The sequence below is a fragment of the Streptomyces sp. NPDC006610 genome (assembly GCF_040611575.1).
Taxonomy (GTDB): domain Bacteria; phylum Actinomycetota; class Actinomycetes; order Streptomycetales; family Streptomycetaceae; genus Streptomyces.
The window spans coordinates 22,988-40,239 of record NZ_JBEXOP010000018.1 but is presented as its reverse complement, the minus strand read 5'-3'; the positions used below and the strand labels follow the sequence as shown (position 1 = coordinate 40,239).

The window sequence follows — 17,252 nt, the reverse complement described above, 5'->3', positions numbered from 1 at the left end:
CCCGGGCGAGGTCGGCCGGTCGCCGGTGGCGCTCGCCACTGACGGGCCGGGGCCCGTTGTCAGTGCGCGCCTATAACCTCGTAAGCGTGTCGTCTCTCGCGTTGTACCGCCGCTACCGCCCGGAGTCCTTCGCCGAGGTCATCGGGCAGGAGCATGTCACCGACCCGCTGCAGCAGGCGCTGCGGAACAACCGGGTCAATCACGCGTACCTGTTCAGCGGGCCGCGCGGGTGTGGCAAGACGACCAGCGCGCGGATTCTGGCCCGGTGCCTGAACTGCGAGGAGGGACCCACGCCCACCCCCTGCGGCGAGTGCCAGTCCTGTCAGGACCTCGCCCGCAACGGCCCCGGCTCGATCGACGTCATCGAGATCGACGCCGCTTCCCACGGTGGCGTGGACGACGCCCGTGACCTGCGGGAAAAGGCCTTCTTCGGCCCCGCCCGCAGCCGTTACAAGATCTACATCATCGACGAGGCCCACATGGTCACGTCGGCCGGCTTCAACGCGCTGCTCAAGGTCGTCGAGGAGCCGCCGGAGCATCTGAAGTTCATCTTCGCCACCACCGAGCCCGAGAAGGTCATCGGGACGATCCGGTCCCGGACGCATCACTACCCGTTCCGGCTGGTCCCGCCCGGCACGCTGCGCGAGTACCTCGCGGAGGTCTGCCAGAAGGAGGGCATCCCCGTCGAGGAGGGCGTCCTGCCGCTCGTCGTGCGCGCGGGCGCCGGATCCGTGCGTGACTCCATGTCCGTCATGGACCAGCTGCTCGCCGGCGCCGCCGCGGACGGCGTGACGTACGCCATGGCCACCTCACTCCTCGGCTACACCGACGGCTCCCTCCTCGACTCCGTCGTGGAGGCCTTCGCCACCGGCGACGGCGCCGCCGCCTTCGAGGTCGTGGACCGTGTCATCGAGCGCGGCAACGACCCCCGCCGCTTCGTCGCCGACCTGCTGGAGCGCCTGCGCGACCTGGTCATCCTCGCCGCCGTGCCGGACGCCGCCGACAAGGGCCTCATCGACGCCCCGGCCGACGTGCTGGAGCGGATGCAGGCCCAGGCGAGCACGTTCGGCCCCGCCGAGCTGAGCCGGGCCGCCGACATCGTCAACGAAGGGCTCACCGAGATGCGCGGCGCCACCTCGCCGCGCCTCCAGCTCGAACTGATCTGCGCCCGCGTCCTGCTCCCGGCCGCCTACGGCGACGAACGGTCCCTGATGGCCCGCCTCGACCGGATCGAGCGCGGTGTGAACTTCTCCTCGGGGAGCGGTGCGCCGACGATGGCGTACGTTCCCGGTCCCGAGGCGCACGGGGGAGCGGGGCAGGGGCCTGCGGCCGTCGCCGGCCCCGCGGGTGGGGTCGCTGCGGCGCGGGCCGCCGCTCTCGGGCCCGGGCCCGAGAGCGGTGGTTCCGGGGCAGGTACGGGCGCGGGCCATGTTCCCTCGCCGGGCGTGCCGACCGGCGGTGCTCCCGCCCCCGCCACTCCCGCCACCCCCGTGGCAGCCCAAGCCGCCCCCTCCGCCCCCGCCACGCCTTCCGCGCCCCCGCCCGCCGCACCGGCCCCCACCCCCGGTGCCTGGCCCACCGCCGCATCCGCCGGCACCGGAGCCGGCACCGGCACCGGAGCGGGCACCGCCCCCGGCCGCCGCCCCGGCGGCTGGCCCACCGCGGCACCCCCCGGCGGAGGCCCCGCCCCCGCCCGCACCGCTGCCCCCACCCCCGGCCCCGCCGCCCCTGTCGCCCCGGCCACCCCTTCGTCCCCGCCCCCGTCCGCCGGCGGCCTCGACCCCCGTGCCCTCTGGCCGAACATCCTCGAGGTCGTGAAGAACCGCCGCCGGTTCACCTGGATCCTGCTCAGCCAGAACGCCCAGGTCGTCGGCTTCGACGGCACGACCCTGCAACTCGGCTTCGTCAACGCCGGCGCCCGCGACAACTTCATGAGCAGCGGCAGTGAGGACGTGCTGCGCCAGGCGCTGGCCGAGCAGTTCAACGTCCACTGGAAGATCGAGGCGGTCGTCGACCCCTCGGGCGGCGGCTCCGCGCCCCCGCCGGCTCCGGCCGGCGGGTTCAGCGGCGGCGGCGGTCCCGCGGGCGGTTACGGCGACGGTCCCGCCACCGCCGGTGGCTACGGCGGCACCGCGACGGCCGTCCAGCAGCGCCCCGCGCCCCCGGCCCGGCAGCAGACGTCCGCCGCGTCGCCCCCGCACCCGGCCCCGACGGCGTCCGCCCCCGCCGCACATCCCACGCCCGCATCCGCACCGGCCCCGGAGCCGCCGCCCGTCTCCCCCGAGGACGACGTCCCCGAGGACGACGACCCCGACCTCGACGAGTCGGCCCTCTCCGGGCAGGAGCTGATCGTGCGGGAGCTGGGCGCGACGGTGGTCGAGGAGTTCACGAACGAGTAGGCGGACGGCAAGCGGCCACGCGACCGCTACTCGCGATGCTCATTCGGAGGAACCCACAACCCCTCCACCCCCACCCCCTCGGCATCCCCCACAAATGCCGCCCGCCCCCTGCGGTTAGGCTGACCCCGTGAAGGTCCTCGTCATCGGCAGCGGCGCCCGCGAACACGCCCTGTGCCGCTCCCTGTCCCTCGACCCCGCCGTGACCGCGCTCCACTGCGCGCCCGGCAACGCCGGCATCGCCGAGGTCGCCGAGCTGCACCCGGTCGACGCCCTCGACGGCGCCGCCGTGTCCGCGCTGGCGCGGCGGCTCGGCGCCGAACTGGTGGTCGTCGGCCCGGAGGCCCCGCTCGTCGCGGGCGTCGCCGACGCCGTGCGCGAGGCCGGCATCCCGGTGTTCGGCCCCTCCAAGGAGGCCGCGCAGCTCGAGGGCTCCAAGGCCTTCGCCAAGGACGTGATGGCCGCGGCTGCCGTGCCCACGGCGCGGTCCTACGTGTGCACCACCGCGGCCGAGGTCGAGGAGGCGCTCGACGCCTTCGGAGCGCCGTACGTCGTCAAGGACGACGGTCTCGCCGCGGGCAAGGGCGTCGTCGTCACCGACGACCTGGAGCAGGCCAAGGCGCACGCCGCCGGCTGCGAGCGGGTCGTCGTCGAGGAGTACCTCGACGGCCCCGAGGTCTCCCTCTTCGCCGTCACCGACGGCGAGACGGTCGTCCCGCTGCGCCCCGCCCAGGACTTCAAGCGCGCCCTCGACGGCGACGAGGGCCCGAACACCGGCGGCATGGGCGCGTACTCCCCGCTGCCCTGGGCCGACCCGAAGCTGGTCGACGAGGTCATGGAGACGGTGCTGCAGCCGACCGTCGACGAGATGCGGCGGCGCGGCACCCCGTTCTCCGGCCTGCTCTACGCCGGGCTCGCGATCACCTCGCGCGGCGTCCGCGTCATCGAGTTCAACGCACGCTTCGGCGACCCCGAGACCCAGGTCGTCCTGGCCCGGCTGAGGACCCCGCTGGCCGGCGTCCTCATGGCCGCCGCCACCGGCAACCTCGCCGACCTGCCGCCCCTGCGCTGGAGCGAGGAGGCCGCCGTCACCGTGGTCGTCGCCTCCCACAACTACCCCGGCACCCCCCGCACCGGCGACCCGATCACCGGCCTCGACGAGGTGGCCGCCCAGGACGCCCCGCACGCCTACGTCCTGCACGCAGGCACCCGGCGCGAGGGCGACTCGGTGGTCAGCGCGGGCGGACGCGTCCTGTCCGTCACCGCGACCGGCGCGGACCTCGCCGAAGCGCGCGAACGGGCCTACCGCGCCGTCGGGCGCATCCGCCTCGACGGCTCCCAGCACCGCACGGACATCGCGGCCAAGGCGGCGTCGGGCGCGTAACGGGCGCTGACCAGGCAGGCACTCATCAGGCCCCGGAGTTCACCCGAACCCGGGGCCTGATCCTTGCCCTCTGTCGATCACCTCTCCCCAAAGCCATTCCATCGAGTGACCGATGTCCCATCCGGCTGACTGGGGGCGCACCCCCAACTAGGGTGCGGCGCAAGCGGTCCGGCACCTGGCCCACCCGCGTGGCCACTTGGCCCACCGGCATTGCGATGTCGGTGGCGGGTGCCACAGTGGGGGGAGTGAGCAACGCCAGGACGGCAGGACCGTCGGGACCGGTGAGGACGGCAGGGGGTGAGGACGGATCGTGACCGGTATGGACGTGGAAGTGGGCGCGCAGGCCGCGCGATCCCGGGCGCTGGCCGTGCTGCGCATCCGCAGCCGGGCGCTGGCCGCCGCCGTGCTGCCGGGCGCCGCCGCGGTGGTCCTGCTCGCCGGCGGCTCCACCGGCCACCTCGTGGGCGGCGGCTGGGACGCCGCCCGCTGGGCGGTGGGCGCCTTCGCGCTGCTCGTACTGCTGCTCGCCGGCGGCTTCGCGCTGCTGGTCGCCCGTGCCCGCCCCGCCATGAGCCCCACGGTCCCGATCGCCGAGGACGCCGCCCCGGATCTGTACCGGCTGGTGCGCGACCTCGCCGACCGCCTCGGCGTCCCCGCCCCCTCCGCGATAGCCGTGACCCCGGACTGCGACAGCTGGCTGGAGGACCGCACCCACCCTGCACACGCCCCTCCACGGACCGCCTCGGCCCGCCGGGGCGGTCAGGCGCACGGAGGCGACCCGGGCGGCGCTCCCGGCTCGGGCATATCCGGCGGCCGACCGGGGCATCGCCGTACGACGGCCGCCCCCGTCCTCGTCATCGGCTCGCCGTTCCTGTGGTGGATGCGCGTCGGTGAGCTGCGTGCCGTGCTCGCCCCGGTCGTCGCCGGCACGGGTCCTTCCGCGCACCCCGACATAGCCGCGGCCCGGCGCTTCGTCCGGGGCCTGGACGCCGCGGTCGCCGCCGTCTCCCGACCGGGCCGTCCGCCCGTCGTGCGCACGGTGTGCGCCGGCCTCGGCTGGCTGACCCGCCTGCTGCTGCGCGGCTGCCGGGAGCACGCGGCGCAGATGGAGCGCGGGGTCGCGGCGGCCGCCGCCGAGCGTGCACAGGCTGTGGATTACGGGCTGCGGATCGTCGCGCAGGAACAGGTGGGGCTGGCGTACGCCGGCTGGGACCGGCTGCTCACGCGGGTCGCGCTGCCCGCGTGGCGGATGGGCCGCTGGCCCTCCCGGCTGGACGCGGGCGTCGTCGCGGCCCTCACCGAGCTGTCCCGCCGCGACCGGCTGGCCGAGGGCTTCGCCACCCGTCTCGGCGAGCGGCCCGCCTGCGACCTGCTCGAAGAGCCCGGCGCGGTGGACGAGGCCGCCTCGCTGCTCGCCGCCCGCCTCTTCCACGGCGGCCCCGCCGGGCCCAACCCGGACTGGTCGCCGGTGGACTGGCAGGAGTACCCGGAGGAGGTCGTCGACCGCAAGTGGCGCACCGACGCGGCCCGCCTCCACCGCGTCCTGGACACCCTCGGCGTCCGTCGCACCGCCACCGGCCACCACGGCGACGGAGACGGCGGCGGCCCCACCCTGTCCCGAGTCCTCGACCACCTCACGGCCCCGGCCACCCCGCCGGGCCCCGCCCCGTCGGCCCCGTCGGCCGCCGCCCAGCCGCCCGTACGGGGCGGCCCCCGCGAGGAACCGGCCGAAACAGCCGCGACGGCCGGGACGACGGACGACCCGCCACCCCCCGACCCCCACCGCGCCGCCGCCGACGACCCCCCGAGCGCCGCCTCCGGCTCCCGCTGCGCCGCCCTCGCCACCGGCCTCAGCGCGGAACTCGCCCGTGAGGAAGCCGCCGGCCCGGCGCCCCGCACCGTCCCGGCCTCCGGCCCCGCCGCCGACGACCCCGCCCTCTGGGACGACGGGACGCTCCCGCTGTTCCCCCTCCAGCCGCCCCGCACCCCCCGCGAACTGCTCGCCGACCACGTCACCGCGATGGTCTGCTGCGCCGCGATGGACACGGCCGGGGCGACCCCGGGGCTGGACTGGCTCGACGGCCCGTCCCTCCTGGTCAACGGCGAACGCGCGACCGACCTGGCCCCGAAGGTCCTCAGCCTCATAGAGGACGGCGACGCGGAACCCCTGCGGGCCTGGCTGGCCCGGATGGGGATACGCCCCGAGAAGCCCGTACGCCTGGTCTGACGGTCTGGCTGACGCTCTGACCGACGGCCGCCCGGTCCGACGGCCGGACAACGGCACCCGGATCCAGTCGTTCCGCTTCTGGTCAATTCAGAACGAACAGTGACGGACTCGGCGCAGTATGTGATGTGCTGGGACTGAACGAGCTCGTGGCAAGCGCAGTCGACATAGGACAGTCGTGCGGCCGATCAACCACAACGAGCCAACCACCAGAACGGCCACCACCAGCACGACCGGTACAACCAGTACGAGCGCGACAGCACGACAAGCGCAACGGCACGACGAGCGCCACAAGTACGACAAGCGCCACAAGCGCGACAAACAACCCCAAGCGCACAGCAAGCAGCGCAAGCGCAAGGAAAAAAGAACACCAGGGGAGGGGAGCGGCCATGGGATCGGAGCGGATCCGGCGCTGGGAGTCGGGAGCACTGGCGCATGCCGTGACGGATCCTTTCGGCCAGGGCCCTCTCCCGTGGCTGCGCGGCAGCGAGACGTACTTCGACGACACCGGCCAGGTCGTCCCCTGGTACGCCGACCCCGCGCCCGGCGCCGAGTACCCGCACTTCCCGTCCCCGCGCCACGCCACCCGCCCGGCGGCCCGCCCGCCCCGCCCCGTCGGCCCCCGCACCGCCGACGACGTGCGCCTCCAGATCAAGGGGTTCACGTCCACCGGAGCGGTGGCGCCGGGTGAGGCCGTCGACTTCCACGTGACCGTCGACCCGCCCCAGGAGTTCGGCGTCGACGTCTACCGCATCGGCCACTACGGCGGCGACGGCGCGGCGAAGGTCACCAGCAGCCCTCGCCTGTCCGGCATCGTCCAGCCCTCGCCGCTCACCGCCGACCGCACGGTCTCCTGCCACCACTGGTGGCTGTCCTGGCGGCTCCAGATCCCGTCGTACTGGAGCACCGGCGCCTATGTCGCCGTCCTCACCACGGCCGACGGCTACCGTTCGCACGTCCCCTTCACGGTCCGCGACGACCAGCCGGCCGACCTGCTCCTGCTGCTGCCGGACGTCACCTGGCAGGCGTACAACCTCTACCCGGAGGACGGCCGCACCGGCGCGAGCCTCTACCACGCCTGGGACGAGGAGGGCCGGCTCCTCGGCGAGGCCGACGCCGCGACGACCGTCTCCTTCGACCGCCCGTACGCGGGCGCGGGCCTGCCGCTGCACGTCGGCCACGCCTACGACGTGATCCGCTGGGCCGAGCGCTACGGCTACGACCTCGCCTACGCCGACGCCCGCGATCTGCACGCCGGCCGGGTGGACCCCACCCGCTACCGGGGCCTGATCTTCCCGGGCCACGACGAGTACTGGTCCGCGAACATGCGCCGCTCCGCGGAACGCGCCCGCGAGCACGGCACGTCCCTGGTCTTCCTCTCCTCCAACTCCATGTATTGGCGCGTGGAGTTGGGGCCGTCCCCGTCCGGCGCCCCGGACCGGCTGTTGACCTGCCGCAAACGCAAGGGTCCGGGGCGGCCCGTGCTCTGGCGCGAAGTGGACCTGCCCGAGCAGGAGCTGATCGGCATTCAGTACGCCGGCCGGGTCCCCGAGCCGCACCCGATGATCGTCCGCAACGCCGGCCACTGGCTGTGGGAGGCGACCGGCGCGCACGAGGGCGACGAGATCGAAGGGCTGGTCGCCGGCGAGGCGGACCGTTACTTCCCGCGCACCCGCCTGCCCGACCACGACGAACGCATCCTGCTCGCCCACTCCCCGTACACCGACGGCGACGGCGTCCTGCGCCACCAGGAGACGTCCCTGTACCGCGCGCCCTCCGGGGCATGGGTCTTCGCCTCCGGCACCTTCGCCTGGTCGCCGGCCCTGGACCGTCCCGGCCACGTGGACCCCCGTATCCAGCGCGCCACCGCCAACCTGCTCGACCGCATCTGCAAACGCGACTGACCCCCCGTCCCCGGCCGTTCCCCCGCATACGGGAGAATCGAGTCACTTGGACAGAACCACGGGGAGGAACCGTGTCCGGATTCGTCGAAAAGCCCGAGCCGCTTGAGGTTCCGGGCCTGGTGCATCTGCACACCGGCAAGGTGCGCGAGCTGTACCGGAACGAGGCGGGCGACCTCGTGATGGTCGCCAGCGACCGCATCTCCGCCTACGACTGGGTGCTGCCGACCGAGATCCCCGACAAGGGGCGGGTCCTCACCCAGCTCTCCCTGTGGTGGTTCGACCAGCTCGCCGACCTGGTGCCCAGCCACGTCCTGAGCACCGAGCTGCCCGCGGGCGCCCCCGCCGACTGGGCCGGCCGCACCCTGGTGTGCAAGTCCCTGCGGATGGTCCCGGTGGAGTGCGTGGCCCGCGGCTACCTCACCGGCTCGGGGCTCGCGGAATACCAGGAGTCCCGTACCGTCTGCGGCCTCGGCCTCCCCGAGGGCCTGGTCGACGGCTCCGAGCTGCCCGGCCCGATCTTCACCCCGGCCACCAAGGCCGAGGTCGGCGAGCACGACGAGAACGTCTCCTACGAGGAGGTGGCCCGCCAGGTCGGCGCCGACACCGCGGCCGAGCTGCGCCAGGCGACGCTGGCCGTGTACTCGCGCGCCCGTGACATCGCCCGGGACCGGGGGATCATCCTCGCGGACACCAAGTTCGAGTTCGGCTTCGACGGCGACGACCTGGTCCTCGCCGACGAGGTCCTCACCCCGGACTCCTCCCGCTTCTGGCCGGCCGACCAGTGGCAGCCGGGCCGCGCGCAGCCGTCGTACGACAAGCAGTACGTCCGTGACTGGCTGACCTCGGCCGAGTCGGGCTGGGACCGCAGGAGCGAGCAGCCGCCGCCCGCGCTGCCGGAGCCGGTCGTCGAGGCGACCCGGGCCAAGTACGTGGAGGCGTACGAGCGCCTGACCGGAGCGCGCTGGTCGTAGCGGCGGCGTAGGAAAGAGCAGAAGGCCCCCGGTGAGAGCCGGGGGCCTTCTGCAGCGAGCGGACGACGAGGCTCGAACTCGCGACCTCAACCTTGGCAAGGTTGCGCTCTACCAACTGAGCTACGTCCGCATGCGCCGTGGCGCGACAGCCACTATACCCAACCTCGCTCGCGTGCGAGACGCACCGCGGTATGACGGTTCTCCACCCCGAGCTTGGACACGGCCGAGGACAGGTAGTTCCGCACCGTCCCCGGCGACAGCGCGGCCCGCTCGGCGATCTCCGCGACCGGCGCCCCGTCGGCGGCCAGCTCCAGCACCTCGGCCTCCCGCGCGGTCAGCGGCGAGTCCCCGGCGGAGATCGCGTCGGCCGCCAACTCCGGGTCGACGTAACGGTTTCCGGCGTGCACCGTGCGGATGATCTCGGCGAGCCGCTGAGCGCTCACCGTTTTCGGGACGAAACCCCGCACACCTGCCGACAGTGCCCGCTTCAGATGTCCGGGCCGGCCGTGGCTGGTGACGATCAGGACCTGGCAGCCGGGGAGTTCGGCGCGCAGGGATGTGGCCACCTTCACACCGTCCGCGCCGGGCATCTGCAGATCGAGGACGGCGACATCGGGCCGGTGCGCCCGGGCCATCGCCAGCGCCTCCGGGCCGGTGGCGGCCTCGGCGACGACCATCAGATCATCCTCCAGCGACAGCAGCGCGGCGAGTGCGCCCCGGATCAGATGCTCGTCGTCGGCGAGCAGCAGCCGCACGGTCACGAGGCGACCTCGGGCACACCCGCGCCCACCGGGGCCCCGGAGCCCTCGGACGCCCCATCGGCCTCGGCCACTCCGCCGCCCTCCGGAACACCGCGAGTCATGGGAATCCCCTCCGACACAGGCACCTCGGCAATGACCCGGAACACCCCTCCACCTCCCACGACCCCCGCCGCCAACGTCCCCCCGACCGCCGCCAGCCGTTCCCGCAGCCCGGCGAGCCCGGACCCGAGCCCCACGCAGTCACCGGGCCCTTCGCCCACGCCGTCGTTCTCCACCGTCAGCACCACGCGCCCCCCGCTCACCCGCAGCGCCACCTCGCACCGCCGCGCGTCCCCGTGGCGCAGCACGTTGGTCGTGGCCTCGCGCACCACCCACCCGAGCGCCGACTGCACCTCACCCGGCAGCCCGGCCGCCGCCGTCTCGCCGGACGTCTCGCAACCGATGCCCGCTGCCGTCAACACGCCCTGTGCTCCGGCCAGTTCCGCCCCCAGGTCGGCCTCGCGGTAGCCGCGGACGACGTCCCGGACCTCGCGCTGGGACTCCCGTGCGATCCGCTGCACCTCGATCATCTGCTCCACCGCCTCGGGCCGCCCCCGCCGGGCCAGTTGCACGGCCAGTTCGCTCTTGAGCGCGATGACGGCGAGGTTGCGGCCCATCACGTCGTGCAGGTCGCGCCCGAACCGCAGTCGTTCCTCGGCGACGGCGAGGCGGGCCCGGGTCTCGCGGGCGGCGTCGAGTTCGTAGACGGCGCCCAGCAGCCAGCCGGAGAAGATGCAGGTGAACGCGACGAACCCGGAGCCGAGCAGCACCGCGGCGGCGGTGGCCAGGGCCTCGACGCCGGACGCGCCGAGCGGGAAGGTCACCAGCCCGGCGCCGGCGGCGAATCCGCCGATGAGGGCGAGCACGCGGCGCCGGTCGCGGACGCCGAGGGCGATGTTCCCGGCGCCGAAGATCAGCACGACGGCGAAGACGGCGCCGGCGGTGGAGTCGACGCGCTCGGCGTCCGGTCCGTGCTCGGCGATCATGAGCGCGGCGACCGCGATCACGGCGGTGGCCACGGACAGCGTCCACACCAGGGCGACGGGCTGGGGACGGGTGCCGCGGTCCCAGTCCAGCGCGCGCGAGGCGGTGACGGCGCAGATGACGGCGTGCAGGGCCACCATCGCCGTCAACGGCCCGCCGGCCCGGCTCCCCGCCTGCCCCACGGCCGGGAGCCCCGCGGTCAGGAACTCCACGACCGCGAAGAAGTGGAAGGACCACCGGGTGTACGTCTCGACCTTCGCGGGGGTGCTCTTCCCCCGCCACCACCGCTCCGGTCTGCGCACCCGCCCCGGCCTGTGCACCTGCTCCCGCTCCCGCTCGGGCCTGCCCACCCGCATCCCGCCCCCTCTCCGGTCCGTCAGCGTCGGGGCTCCCACCGGAACCACCGCCCTACAGCAAACACGGCGACCGCGGTCCAGGCCAGCCCGGTGGCGAGCGCTCCGAGCGCCTCGTAGGCCGACAGGTCGCCGGTCCACGCGCCGCGCACCAGGGTGATCACCGGGGTGAAGGGCAGCAGTTCGCAGACGGAGGCGGCCCGGTCGGGCAGCATCTCCAGCGGGACGGCGACGCCCGAGCCGAGCATGGACGCGAACAGCATCGGCAGGCTCGTCACCTGCGCGCTCTCCGCGGTTCTGGTGACCGCGGACGTCACCGCCGCCAGCGCCACGCACAGCACCAGGCCGAGCAGCACGCCGAGCACCGCGAGGTGCGGCTCGGTGGGCGCCCCCAGGTCGAGGAAGACGGTGCAGCCCACCGTCAGCAGCACGCACTGCGCCAGCCCGATCCCCGAGGCCGGCAGCGCGGCGCCGACGAGGATCTCCCGGTCGCGCAGTTCCCCGGTGCGCAGCCGCTTGAGCACCAGTTCCTCGCGGCGGACGACGTAGGAGCTGGTCAGGGCGGCGTACACGGCGAACAGCAGGGAGAAGCCGATCGCGGCGGGCAGCATCACCAGGCCGACGGACAGGCCGGCGTCGGCCAGGTCGTCCTCGGCGAAGGCGGAGCGCACGGTCAGCGGGAGCATCAGCGGCACCAGCACTGCCGTCACCAGGGTGGCCCGGCTGCGTACGAGCAGCGTCAGCTCGGCCCGCGCCAGCGCGCCCATCCGTCCCGCGGTGGTCGTCGTGGTGCGGTCGGCCGCCGCGGTCCGGTCCGTCGAGGTCGTGGTCATGCGGAAGCCCCTTCCCTGTGCGCCCCGGCGTCCGCCGCGGCCCGTCCGGCGATCCCGAGGAACGCCTCCTCCAGCGAGGCCGACCGCACGTCCAGCCGGCCCAGTTCCACCCCGGCGTCGCGCGCCCACAGCAGCAGCCCGGTCGCCGCGCGCTGGAGTTCGTACGTCCGCAGCCGCACGAGCCGCCCCTCGGTGGAGTGGCCGACGACGCCCAGCTCGCCGAGGGCGGGCAGGTCGCCGAGGAAGTAGCCGTCGGGCAGTTCGAAGGAGATCCGGGCCGGCTGGGAGGCGGTCACCTCGGCCGGGGTGCCGGTGGCGGCGATGCGGCCCTCGTGCAGGATCGCCAGCCGGTCCGCGAGGCCCTCGGCCTCCTCCAGGTAGTGCGTGGTCAGCAGCACGGTCGTGCCGCCGTCGCGCAGCCGCCGGATCAGTTCCCAGGTGTCGTGCCGCCCTTCGGCGTCCAGACCCGTGGTCGGCTCGTCGAGGAAGAGCACCTCGGGGTCGCCGAGCAGCGCCAGCGCCAGGTCCAGCCGCCGCCGCTCGCCCCCGGACAGCTGCTTCACCCGTACGCCGGCCCGCGCCGCCAGCCCGACCAGTTCCAGCGCCTCGTCCGTCGGCCGGGCGCCGCTCGTGCAGCCGGCCCACATCCGCACGGTCTCCGCGACGGTCAGCTCGGACGGGAACCCGCCCTCCTGGAGCATCACCCCGGTCCGCGGGCGTACGGCGGCCCGCTCGGCGCAGGGATCGTGGCCCAGGACCCGCACCCGGCCCCCGGCCGGTTCCGCGAGCCCTTCCAGCAGCTCGACCGTGGACGTCTTGCCCGCCCCGTTGGTGCCGAGCAGCGCGAAGACCTCCCCGCGGCCGACGTGGAAGGAGATTCCGCGCACGGCCTCGAACCCGCCCCCGTACACACGCCGCAGGTCGGTGACCTCGATCACGTGCTCGTGTTCGTTGGTGTTCATGACACCAGCGTCTCCGCCACGGGCCCCTTCCGGCAGTGCGCGCTGTCACCGCCCGGCATGACAAATGTCAGGCGCCACGGGGCCGGCGGCCGGATGAGGACGCACGAAAAGACCCCGGTCCAGAAGGACCGGGGTCTCATTCCCGAGCGGACGACGAGGCTCGAACTCGCGACCTCAACCTTGGCAAGGTTGCGCTCTACCAACTGAGCTACGTCCGCATTGCCTCCGACCGGCTTTCACCGATCGGCGCGAGCACCAGCCTACCTGATCCACAGCAGTGGTCCGGACGGCGATGCAGAGCGGGTGACAGGAATCGCACACTGCGCCTTCCCCCTGGAAGGGGGATGTTCTACTACTGAACTACACCCGCGTGTTCCGTGAGCTGGGCTTTTCCGGCCCCGCCCTCGGCGTGCTCCAGACATTAGCTGATCAGCGGGGGGGTTGCGCAAGTCGGTTGTCCCGAGGGGCCCGGCGGGAGCGGCCCGCGGGCCCCGGGACGGCCGACTCGCCCGGCGTCACTGCGCCTCGGCGAACGCCTCGTAGACCTTCTTGGGGATGCGGCCGCGGGCCGGCACGTCCATCTTGTTGGCCTGCGCCCAGGCCCGGACCGCCGCCGGGTCGGGGGCCACCTCGGTCTGCCGGTAGGCGCGGCCCGACCGCGACCGCTTGCGGCCGGCCTCCACGTAGGGCTCGAGAGCCCTGCGGAGCTTCTCGGCGTTTGCTTCGTTCAGGTCGATCTCGTACGACTTGCCGTCGAGTCCGAAGGCGATCGTTTCCGCCGCTTCCGAGCCGTCGATGTCGTCAAAGAGAGTGACCACGACACGCTGCGCCACGAATATCGGTCCCTTCGTGCGACCTCTCTGCGATGACGTGCCAGGACGTCGCGAAGATGCCGCGGAGATGTCGGCTGTCCGCCAGTTATCGAGGAAAGTATCGGCTATTGCCAATTCATTTGTACAGTGCCCGGCAAAGCAATGTGAAGCCCGACTAAATCTCCCCGCGTGTCTCCGGCGCAATAGGTATCGCGTGCGGATCGCGGATCTTTCCCGGAACTTTTCGTGAACAGGCCCCTCCGATGCCGGACCGTGACCATGGTTCTGTGGCTTCCTACAACTCTACTCGCGTAGAAATTTTGTGCGGGTACGCTGAAGTCACTGCAGGAACCTGCTCAGCACCACACCACCGGGAGTGCCCGTGGCACGCGTCGTAGTCGACGTCATGCTCAAGCCGGAGATCCTCGACCCCCAGGGCCAGGCGGTCCAGCGTGCGCTGCCGCGTCTGGGTTTCGAAGGGATCTCGGACGTACGTCAGGGAAAGCGATTCGAACTGGAAGTTGACGGACCGGTCGACGAGGCCGTGCTCGCCCGCATCCACGATCTTGCCGAATCCTTCCTCGCCAACACCGTGATCGAGGACTTCACCGTGAAGGTCGAGGAAGTGGCGGAGGCGGCCAAGTGACCGCTCGTATCGGCGTCGTCACTTTCCCGGGCAGCCTCGACGACCGGGACACCCAGCGCGCCATCCGCCTCGCCGGCGCCGAGCCCGTCGCCCTCTGGCACAAGGACAAGGACCTCAAGCAGGTCGACGCCGTGGTGCTGTGCGGAGGCTTCTCCTACGGCGACTACCTGCGCGCCGGGGCCATCGCGCGGTTCTCGCCGGTGATGGAGCCGCTCATCGAGCAGGCGAAGGCCGGGCTGCCGGTCCTCGGCATCTGCAACGGCTTCCAGATCCTCACCGAGGCCCACCTGCTGCCCGGCGCGATGCTCGGCAACGACCACCTGCACTTCATCTGCCGCGACCAGAAGCTGCGGGTGGAGAACGCGGACACGGCCTGGACGACCGACTACACGGCGGGCCAGGAGATCCACATCCCGCTGAAGAACATGGACGGCCGCTACGTCGCCGACGCGTACACGCTGGACGAGCTGGAGGCCGAGGGCCGGGTCGCGTTCCGCTACGTGGCCCGCGACGGAGTCGCTGATGAGCACTACAACCCCAACGGCTCGCTGCGCGACATCGCCGGCATCACCAACGCCGCCGGCAACATCGTCGGCCTGATGCCGCACCCCGAGCACGCCGTGGAGCCCCTCATCGGGTCGGGCCGCACCGACGGCCTGCCGTTCTTCACCTCGATCCTCAAGAAGCTGGTCAACGCATGAGCCGGACGCCTCTGGACACGGTCGAGCACGCGGCCGCGACCCCCGACGTCGAGCTGCCCTGGGCCGAACTGGGCCTGAAGAAGGACGAGTACGAGAGGGTCGTGGAGATCCTCGGCCGCCGTCCCACCGGCGCCGAACTCGCCATGTACTCCGTCATGTGGTCCGAGCACTGCTCGTACAAGAGCAGCAAGGTCCACCTGCGCCAGTTCGGCGAGAAGGCCCCGCAGTCCGACGCCCTCCTCGTGGGCATCGGCGAGAACGCCGGCGTGGTCGACGTCGGCCAGGGCTACGCGGTCACCTTCAAGGTCGAGTCGCACAACCACCCGTCGTACGTGGAGCCCTACCAGGGCGCGGCCACCGGCGTGGGAGGCATCGTGCGCGACATCATCGCGATGGGCGCGCGCCCGGTCGCCGTGGTCGACCCGCTGCGCTTCGGCGCCGCCGACCACCCCGACACCAAGCGCGTGCTGCCCGGCGTCGTCGCCGGCATCGGCGGCTACGGCAACTGCCTGGGCCTGCCCAACATCGGCGGCGAGGTCGTCTTCGACGCCTGCTACCAGGGCAACCCGCTGGTCAACGCCGGCGCCATCGGCGTGATGCGGCACGAGGACATCCACCTCGCGAAGGCGTCCGGCGCGGGCAACAAGGTCATCCTGTACGGCGCCCGGACCGGCGGCGACGGCATCGGCGGCGCCTCGATCCTGGCCTCCGAGACCTTCGACGACGCGAAGCCCTCCAAGCGTCCCGCCGTCCAGGTCGGCGACCCCTTCCAGGAGAAGCTCCTCATCGAGTGCACCCTGGAGGCGTTCGCCGAGAAGCTGGTCGTCGGCATCCAGGACCTCGGCGCGGCGGGCCTGTCCTGCGCCACGTCCGAGCTGGCGTCGAACGGCTCCGGCGGCATGCGGGTCACCCTGGACGACGTACCGCTGCGCGACTCCACGCTCTCGCCCGAGGAGATCCTCATGAGCGAGTCGCAGGAGCGCATGTGCGCGGTCGTGGAGCCCGACAAGGTCGACCGCTTCCTCGCCATCTGCGACAAGTGGGACGTCATCGCCACCGTCATCGGCGAGGTCACCGACGGCGACCGGCTGGAGATCTTCTGGCACGGCGAGAAGATCGTGGACGTCGACCCGCGCACCGTCGCCCACGACGGCCCGGTCTACGAGCGCCCCTACGCCCGCCCGTCCTGGCAGGACGCCCTCCAGGCCGACGACGCGAACGAGCTGCCCCGCCCGGCGACGTCCGAGGAGCTGAGGGACCAGGTCCTCAGGCTGGTGGCGTCCCCGAACCAGGCGTCCAAGTCCTGGATCACCTCCCAGTACGACCACTTCGTGCAGGGCAACACGGTCCTCGCACAGCCCGAGGACTCCGGCATGATCCGGATCGACGAGGAGACCGGCCTCGGCGTCGCCATCGCCACGGACGGCAACGGCCGGTACGCCAAGCTCGACCCGTACAAGGGCGCGCAGCTGGCCCTCGCCGAGGCGTACCGCAACGTCGCGACGACCGGCGCCAAGCCGCTCGCCGTCTCCGACTGCCTGAACTTCGGCTCGCCCGAGGACCCGGCCGTCATGTGGCAGTTCGCGGAGGCCGTACGCGGTCTCGCGGACGCCTGCCGGCAGCTCGGCACCCCGGTGACCGGCGGCAACGTCTCGCTCTACAACCAGACGGGCGAGGCGGCCATCCACCCGACGCCGGTCGTCGCCGTCCTCGGCGTGATCGACGACGTGGCGCGCCGCACGCCGGTCGCGTTCCGGGAGGAGGGCCAGCTGATCTACCTCCTCGGCGACACCCGCGAGGAGTTCGGCGGCTCGGCCTGGTCCCAGGTGATCCACGACCACCTCGGCGGGCTGCCGCCCGAGGTCGACCTGGAGCGCGAGCGCCTGCTCGCCGAGATCCTGATCTCCGCCTCCCGCGACGGCATGATCGACGCCGCGCACGACCTGTCCGACGGCGGCCTGATCCAGGCGGTCGTGGAGTCGGCGCTGCTCGGCGGCAAGGGCGCCCGCCTGATCGTCCCCGACGGTCTGGACGCCTTCACCTTCCTGTTCTCCGAGTCCGCCGGCCGCGCGATCGTCTCGGTCCCGCGCTCCGAGGAACTCCGCTTCAACGACATGTGCGGCGCCCGGGGCCTCCCGGTCACCCGCATCGGCGTCGTGGACGGCGACACGGTGGAGGTCCAGGGCGAGTTCACGCTCTCCCTGGCGGAACTGCGCGAGGCGCACGAGGCGACGATTCCGGCGCTGCTCGCCTGAGCGGTGCGCACGGGAACGAGGTCCCGC

13 protein-coding genes and 3 tRNA genes are annotated in these 17,252 nt (G+C 73.0%); 8 read left to right on the top strand and 8 right to left on the bottom strand.

All coding sequences use genetic code 11. The annotated features are described in order from the left end of the window. Positions 1 to 86: 86 nt before the first annotated feature. From ABZY13_RS16825 to ABZY13_RS16805, 5 genes are all read left to right on the top strand, one after another. Positions 87 to 2,399: a DNA polymerase III subunit gamma and tau gene (locus ABZY13_RS16825; protein ID WP_356631283.1), complete on the top strand. Its 2,313-nt coding sequence runs from the start codon at positions 87 to 89 to the stop codon at positions 2,397 to 2,399. Positions 2,400 to 2,526: 127 nt separating this feature from the next. Then, a complete protein-coding gene (gene purD / locus ABZY13_RS16820; RefSeq protein WP_356631281.1) occupies positions 2,527 to 3,780 on the top strand; it encodes a phosphoribosylamine--glycine ligase in 1,254 nt (417 codons plus the stop codon). Positions 3,781 to 4,099: 319 nt separating this feature from the next. After that, positions 4,100 to 6,007, top strand: a complete 1,908-nt coding sequence (locus ABZY13_RS16815) for a hypothetical protein (RefSeq protein ID WP_356631436.1) — start codon at positions 4,100 to 4,102, stop codon at positions 6,005 to 6,007. A gap of 386 nt (positions 6,008 to 6,393) precedes the next feature. Beyond that, a complete protein-coding gene (locus ABZY13_RS16810; protein ID WP_356631279.1) occupies positions 6,394 to 7,908 on the top strand; it encodes a N,N-dimethylformamidase beta subunit family domain-containing protein in 1,515 nt (504 codons plus the stop codon). Positions 7,909 to 7,979: 71 nt separating this feature from the next. Then, positions 7,980 to 8,879, top strand: a complete 900-nt coding sequence (locus tag ABZY13_RS16805; protein ID WP_356631277.1) for a phosphoribosylaminoimidazolesuccinocarboxamide synthase — start codon at positions 7,980 to 7,982, stop codon at positions 8,877 to 8,879. 57 nt (positions 8,880 to 8,936) lie between these two features. On the opposite strand, the gene ABZY13_RS16800 is transcribed toward ABZY13_RS16805, so the two are convergent. From ABZY13_RS16800 to ABZY13_RS16765, 8 genes are all read right to left on the bottom strand, one after another. After that, a tRNA-Gly gene (locus ABZY13_RS16800) sits at positions 8,937 to 9,009 on the bottom strand. Positions 9,010 to 9,031: 22 nt separating this feature from the next. Continuing rightward, positions 9,032 to 9,640 carry a response regulator transcription factor gene (locus tag ABZY13_RS16795; RefSeq protein WP_356631275.1) on the bottom strand — a complete coding sequence of 203 codons (609 nt, stop codon included), beginning with the start codon at positions 9,638 to 9,640 and terminating at the stop codon, positions 9,032 to 9,034. Further along, entirely contained in the window at positions 9,637 to 10,965 is a 1,329-nt protein-coding gene (locus ABZY13_RS16790) for a sensor histidine kinase (RefSeq protein WP_356631434.1), read from the bottom strand. The genes ABZY13_RS16795 and ABZY13_RS16790 overlap by 4 nt, the downstream gene beginning before the upstream one ends. 74 nt (positions 10,966 to 11,039) lie before the next feature. Further along, positions 11,040 to 11,849 carry an ABC transporter permease gene (locus ABZY13_RS16785; RefSeq protein WP_356631273.1) on the bottom strand — a complete coding sequence of 270 codons (810 nt, stop codon included), beginning with the start codon at positions 11,847 to 11,849 and terminating at the stop codon, positions 11,040 to 11,042. After that, positions 11,846 to 12,811, bottom strand: coding sequence for an ABC transporter ATP-binding protein (locus tag ABZY13_RS16780; RefSeq protein ID WP_356631271.1), 966 nt, complete (start codon positions 12,809 to 12,811; stop codon positions 11,846 to 11,848). The genes ABZY13_RS16785 and ABZY13_RS16780 overlap by 4 nt, the downstream gene beginning before the upstream one ends. Positions 12,812 to 12,956: 145 nt before the next feature. Beyond that, positions 12,957 to 13,029: transfer RNA gene (locus ABZY13_RS16775), tRNA-Gly, on the bottom strand. Positions 13,030 to 13,109: 80 nt separating this feature from the next. Continuing rightward, positions 13,110 to 13,181 (bottom strand) — tRNA-Gly (locus tag ABZY13_RS16770). A 145-nt stretch (positions 13,182 to 13,326) separates the two neighbouring features. Continuing rightward, positions 13,327 to 13,644 (bottom strand): Lsr2 family protein, encoded by a 318-nt coding sequence (locus ABZY13_RS16765; RefSeq protein WP_356631269.1) that lies wholly within the window; start codon positions 13,642 to 13,644, stop codon positions 13,327 to 13,329. A 361-nt stretch (positions 13,645 to 14,005) separates the two neighbouring features. On the opposite strand from ABZY13_RS16765, the gene purS reads away from it, so the two are divergent. Genes purS through purL form a run of 3 tightly spaced genes read left to right on the top strand, consistent with a single transcriptional unit; the run spans position 14,006 to position 17,225 of the window. Then, positions 14,006 to 14,269, top strand: coding sequence for a phosphoribosylformylglycinamidine synthase subunit PurS (gene purS, locus ABZY13_RS16760; protein WP_020124274.1), 264 nt, complete (start codon positions 14,006 to 14,008; stop codon positions 14,267 to 14,269). Continuing rightward, the gene (gene purQ / locus ABZY13_RS16755; protein WP_356631267.1) at positions 14,266 to 14,970 is read left to right on the top strand and encodes a phosphoribosylformylglycinamidine synthase subunit PurQ; all 705 of its coding nucleotides are present in this window, start codon (positions 14,266 to 14,268) and stop codon (positions 14,968 to 14,970) included. The genes purS and purQ overlap by 4 nt, the downstream gene beginning before the upstream one ends. Continuing rightward, complete coding sequence (purL, locus tag ABZY13_RS16750; protein WP_356631265.1) at positions 14,967 to 17,225, top strand: phosphoribosylformylglycinamidine synthase subunit PurL; 2,259 nt, start codon at positions 14,967 to 14,969, stop codon at positions 17,223 to 17,225. The genes purQ and purL overlap by 4 nt, the downstream gene beginning before the upstream one ends. The last annotated feature ends 27 nt before the right edge of the window (positions 17,226 to 17,252 follow it).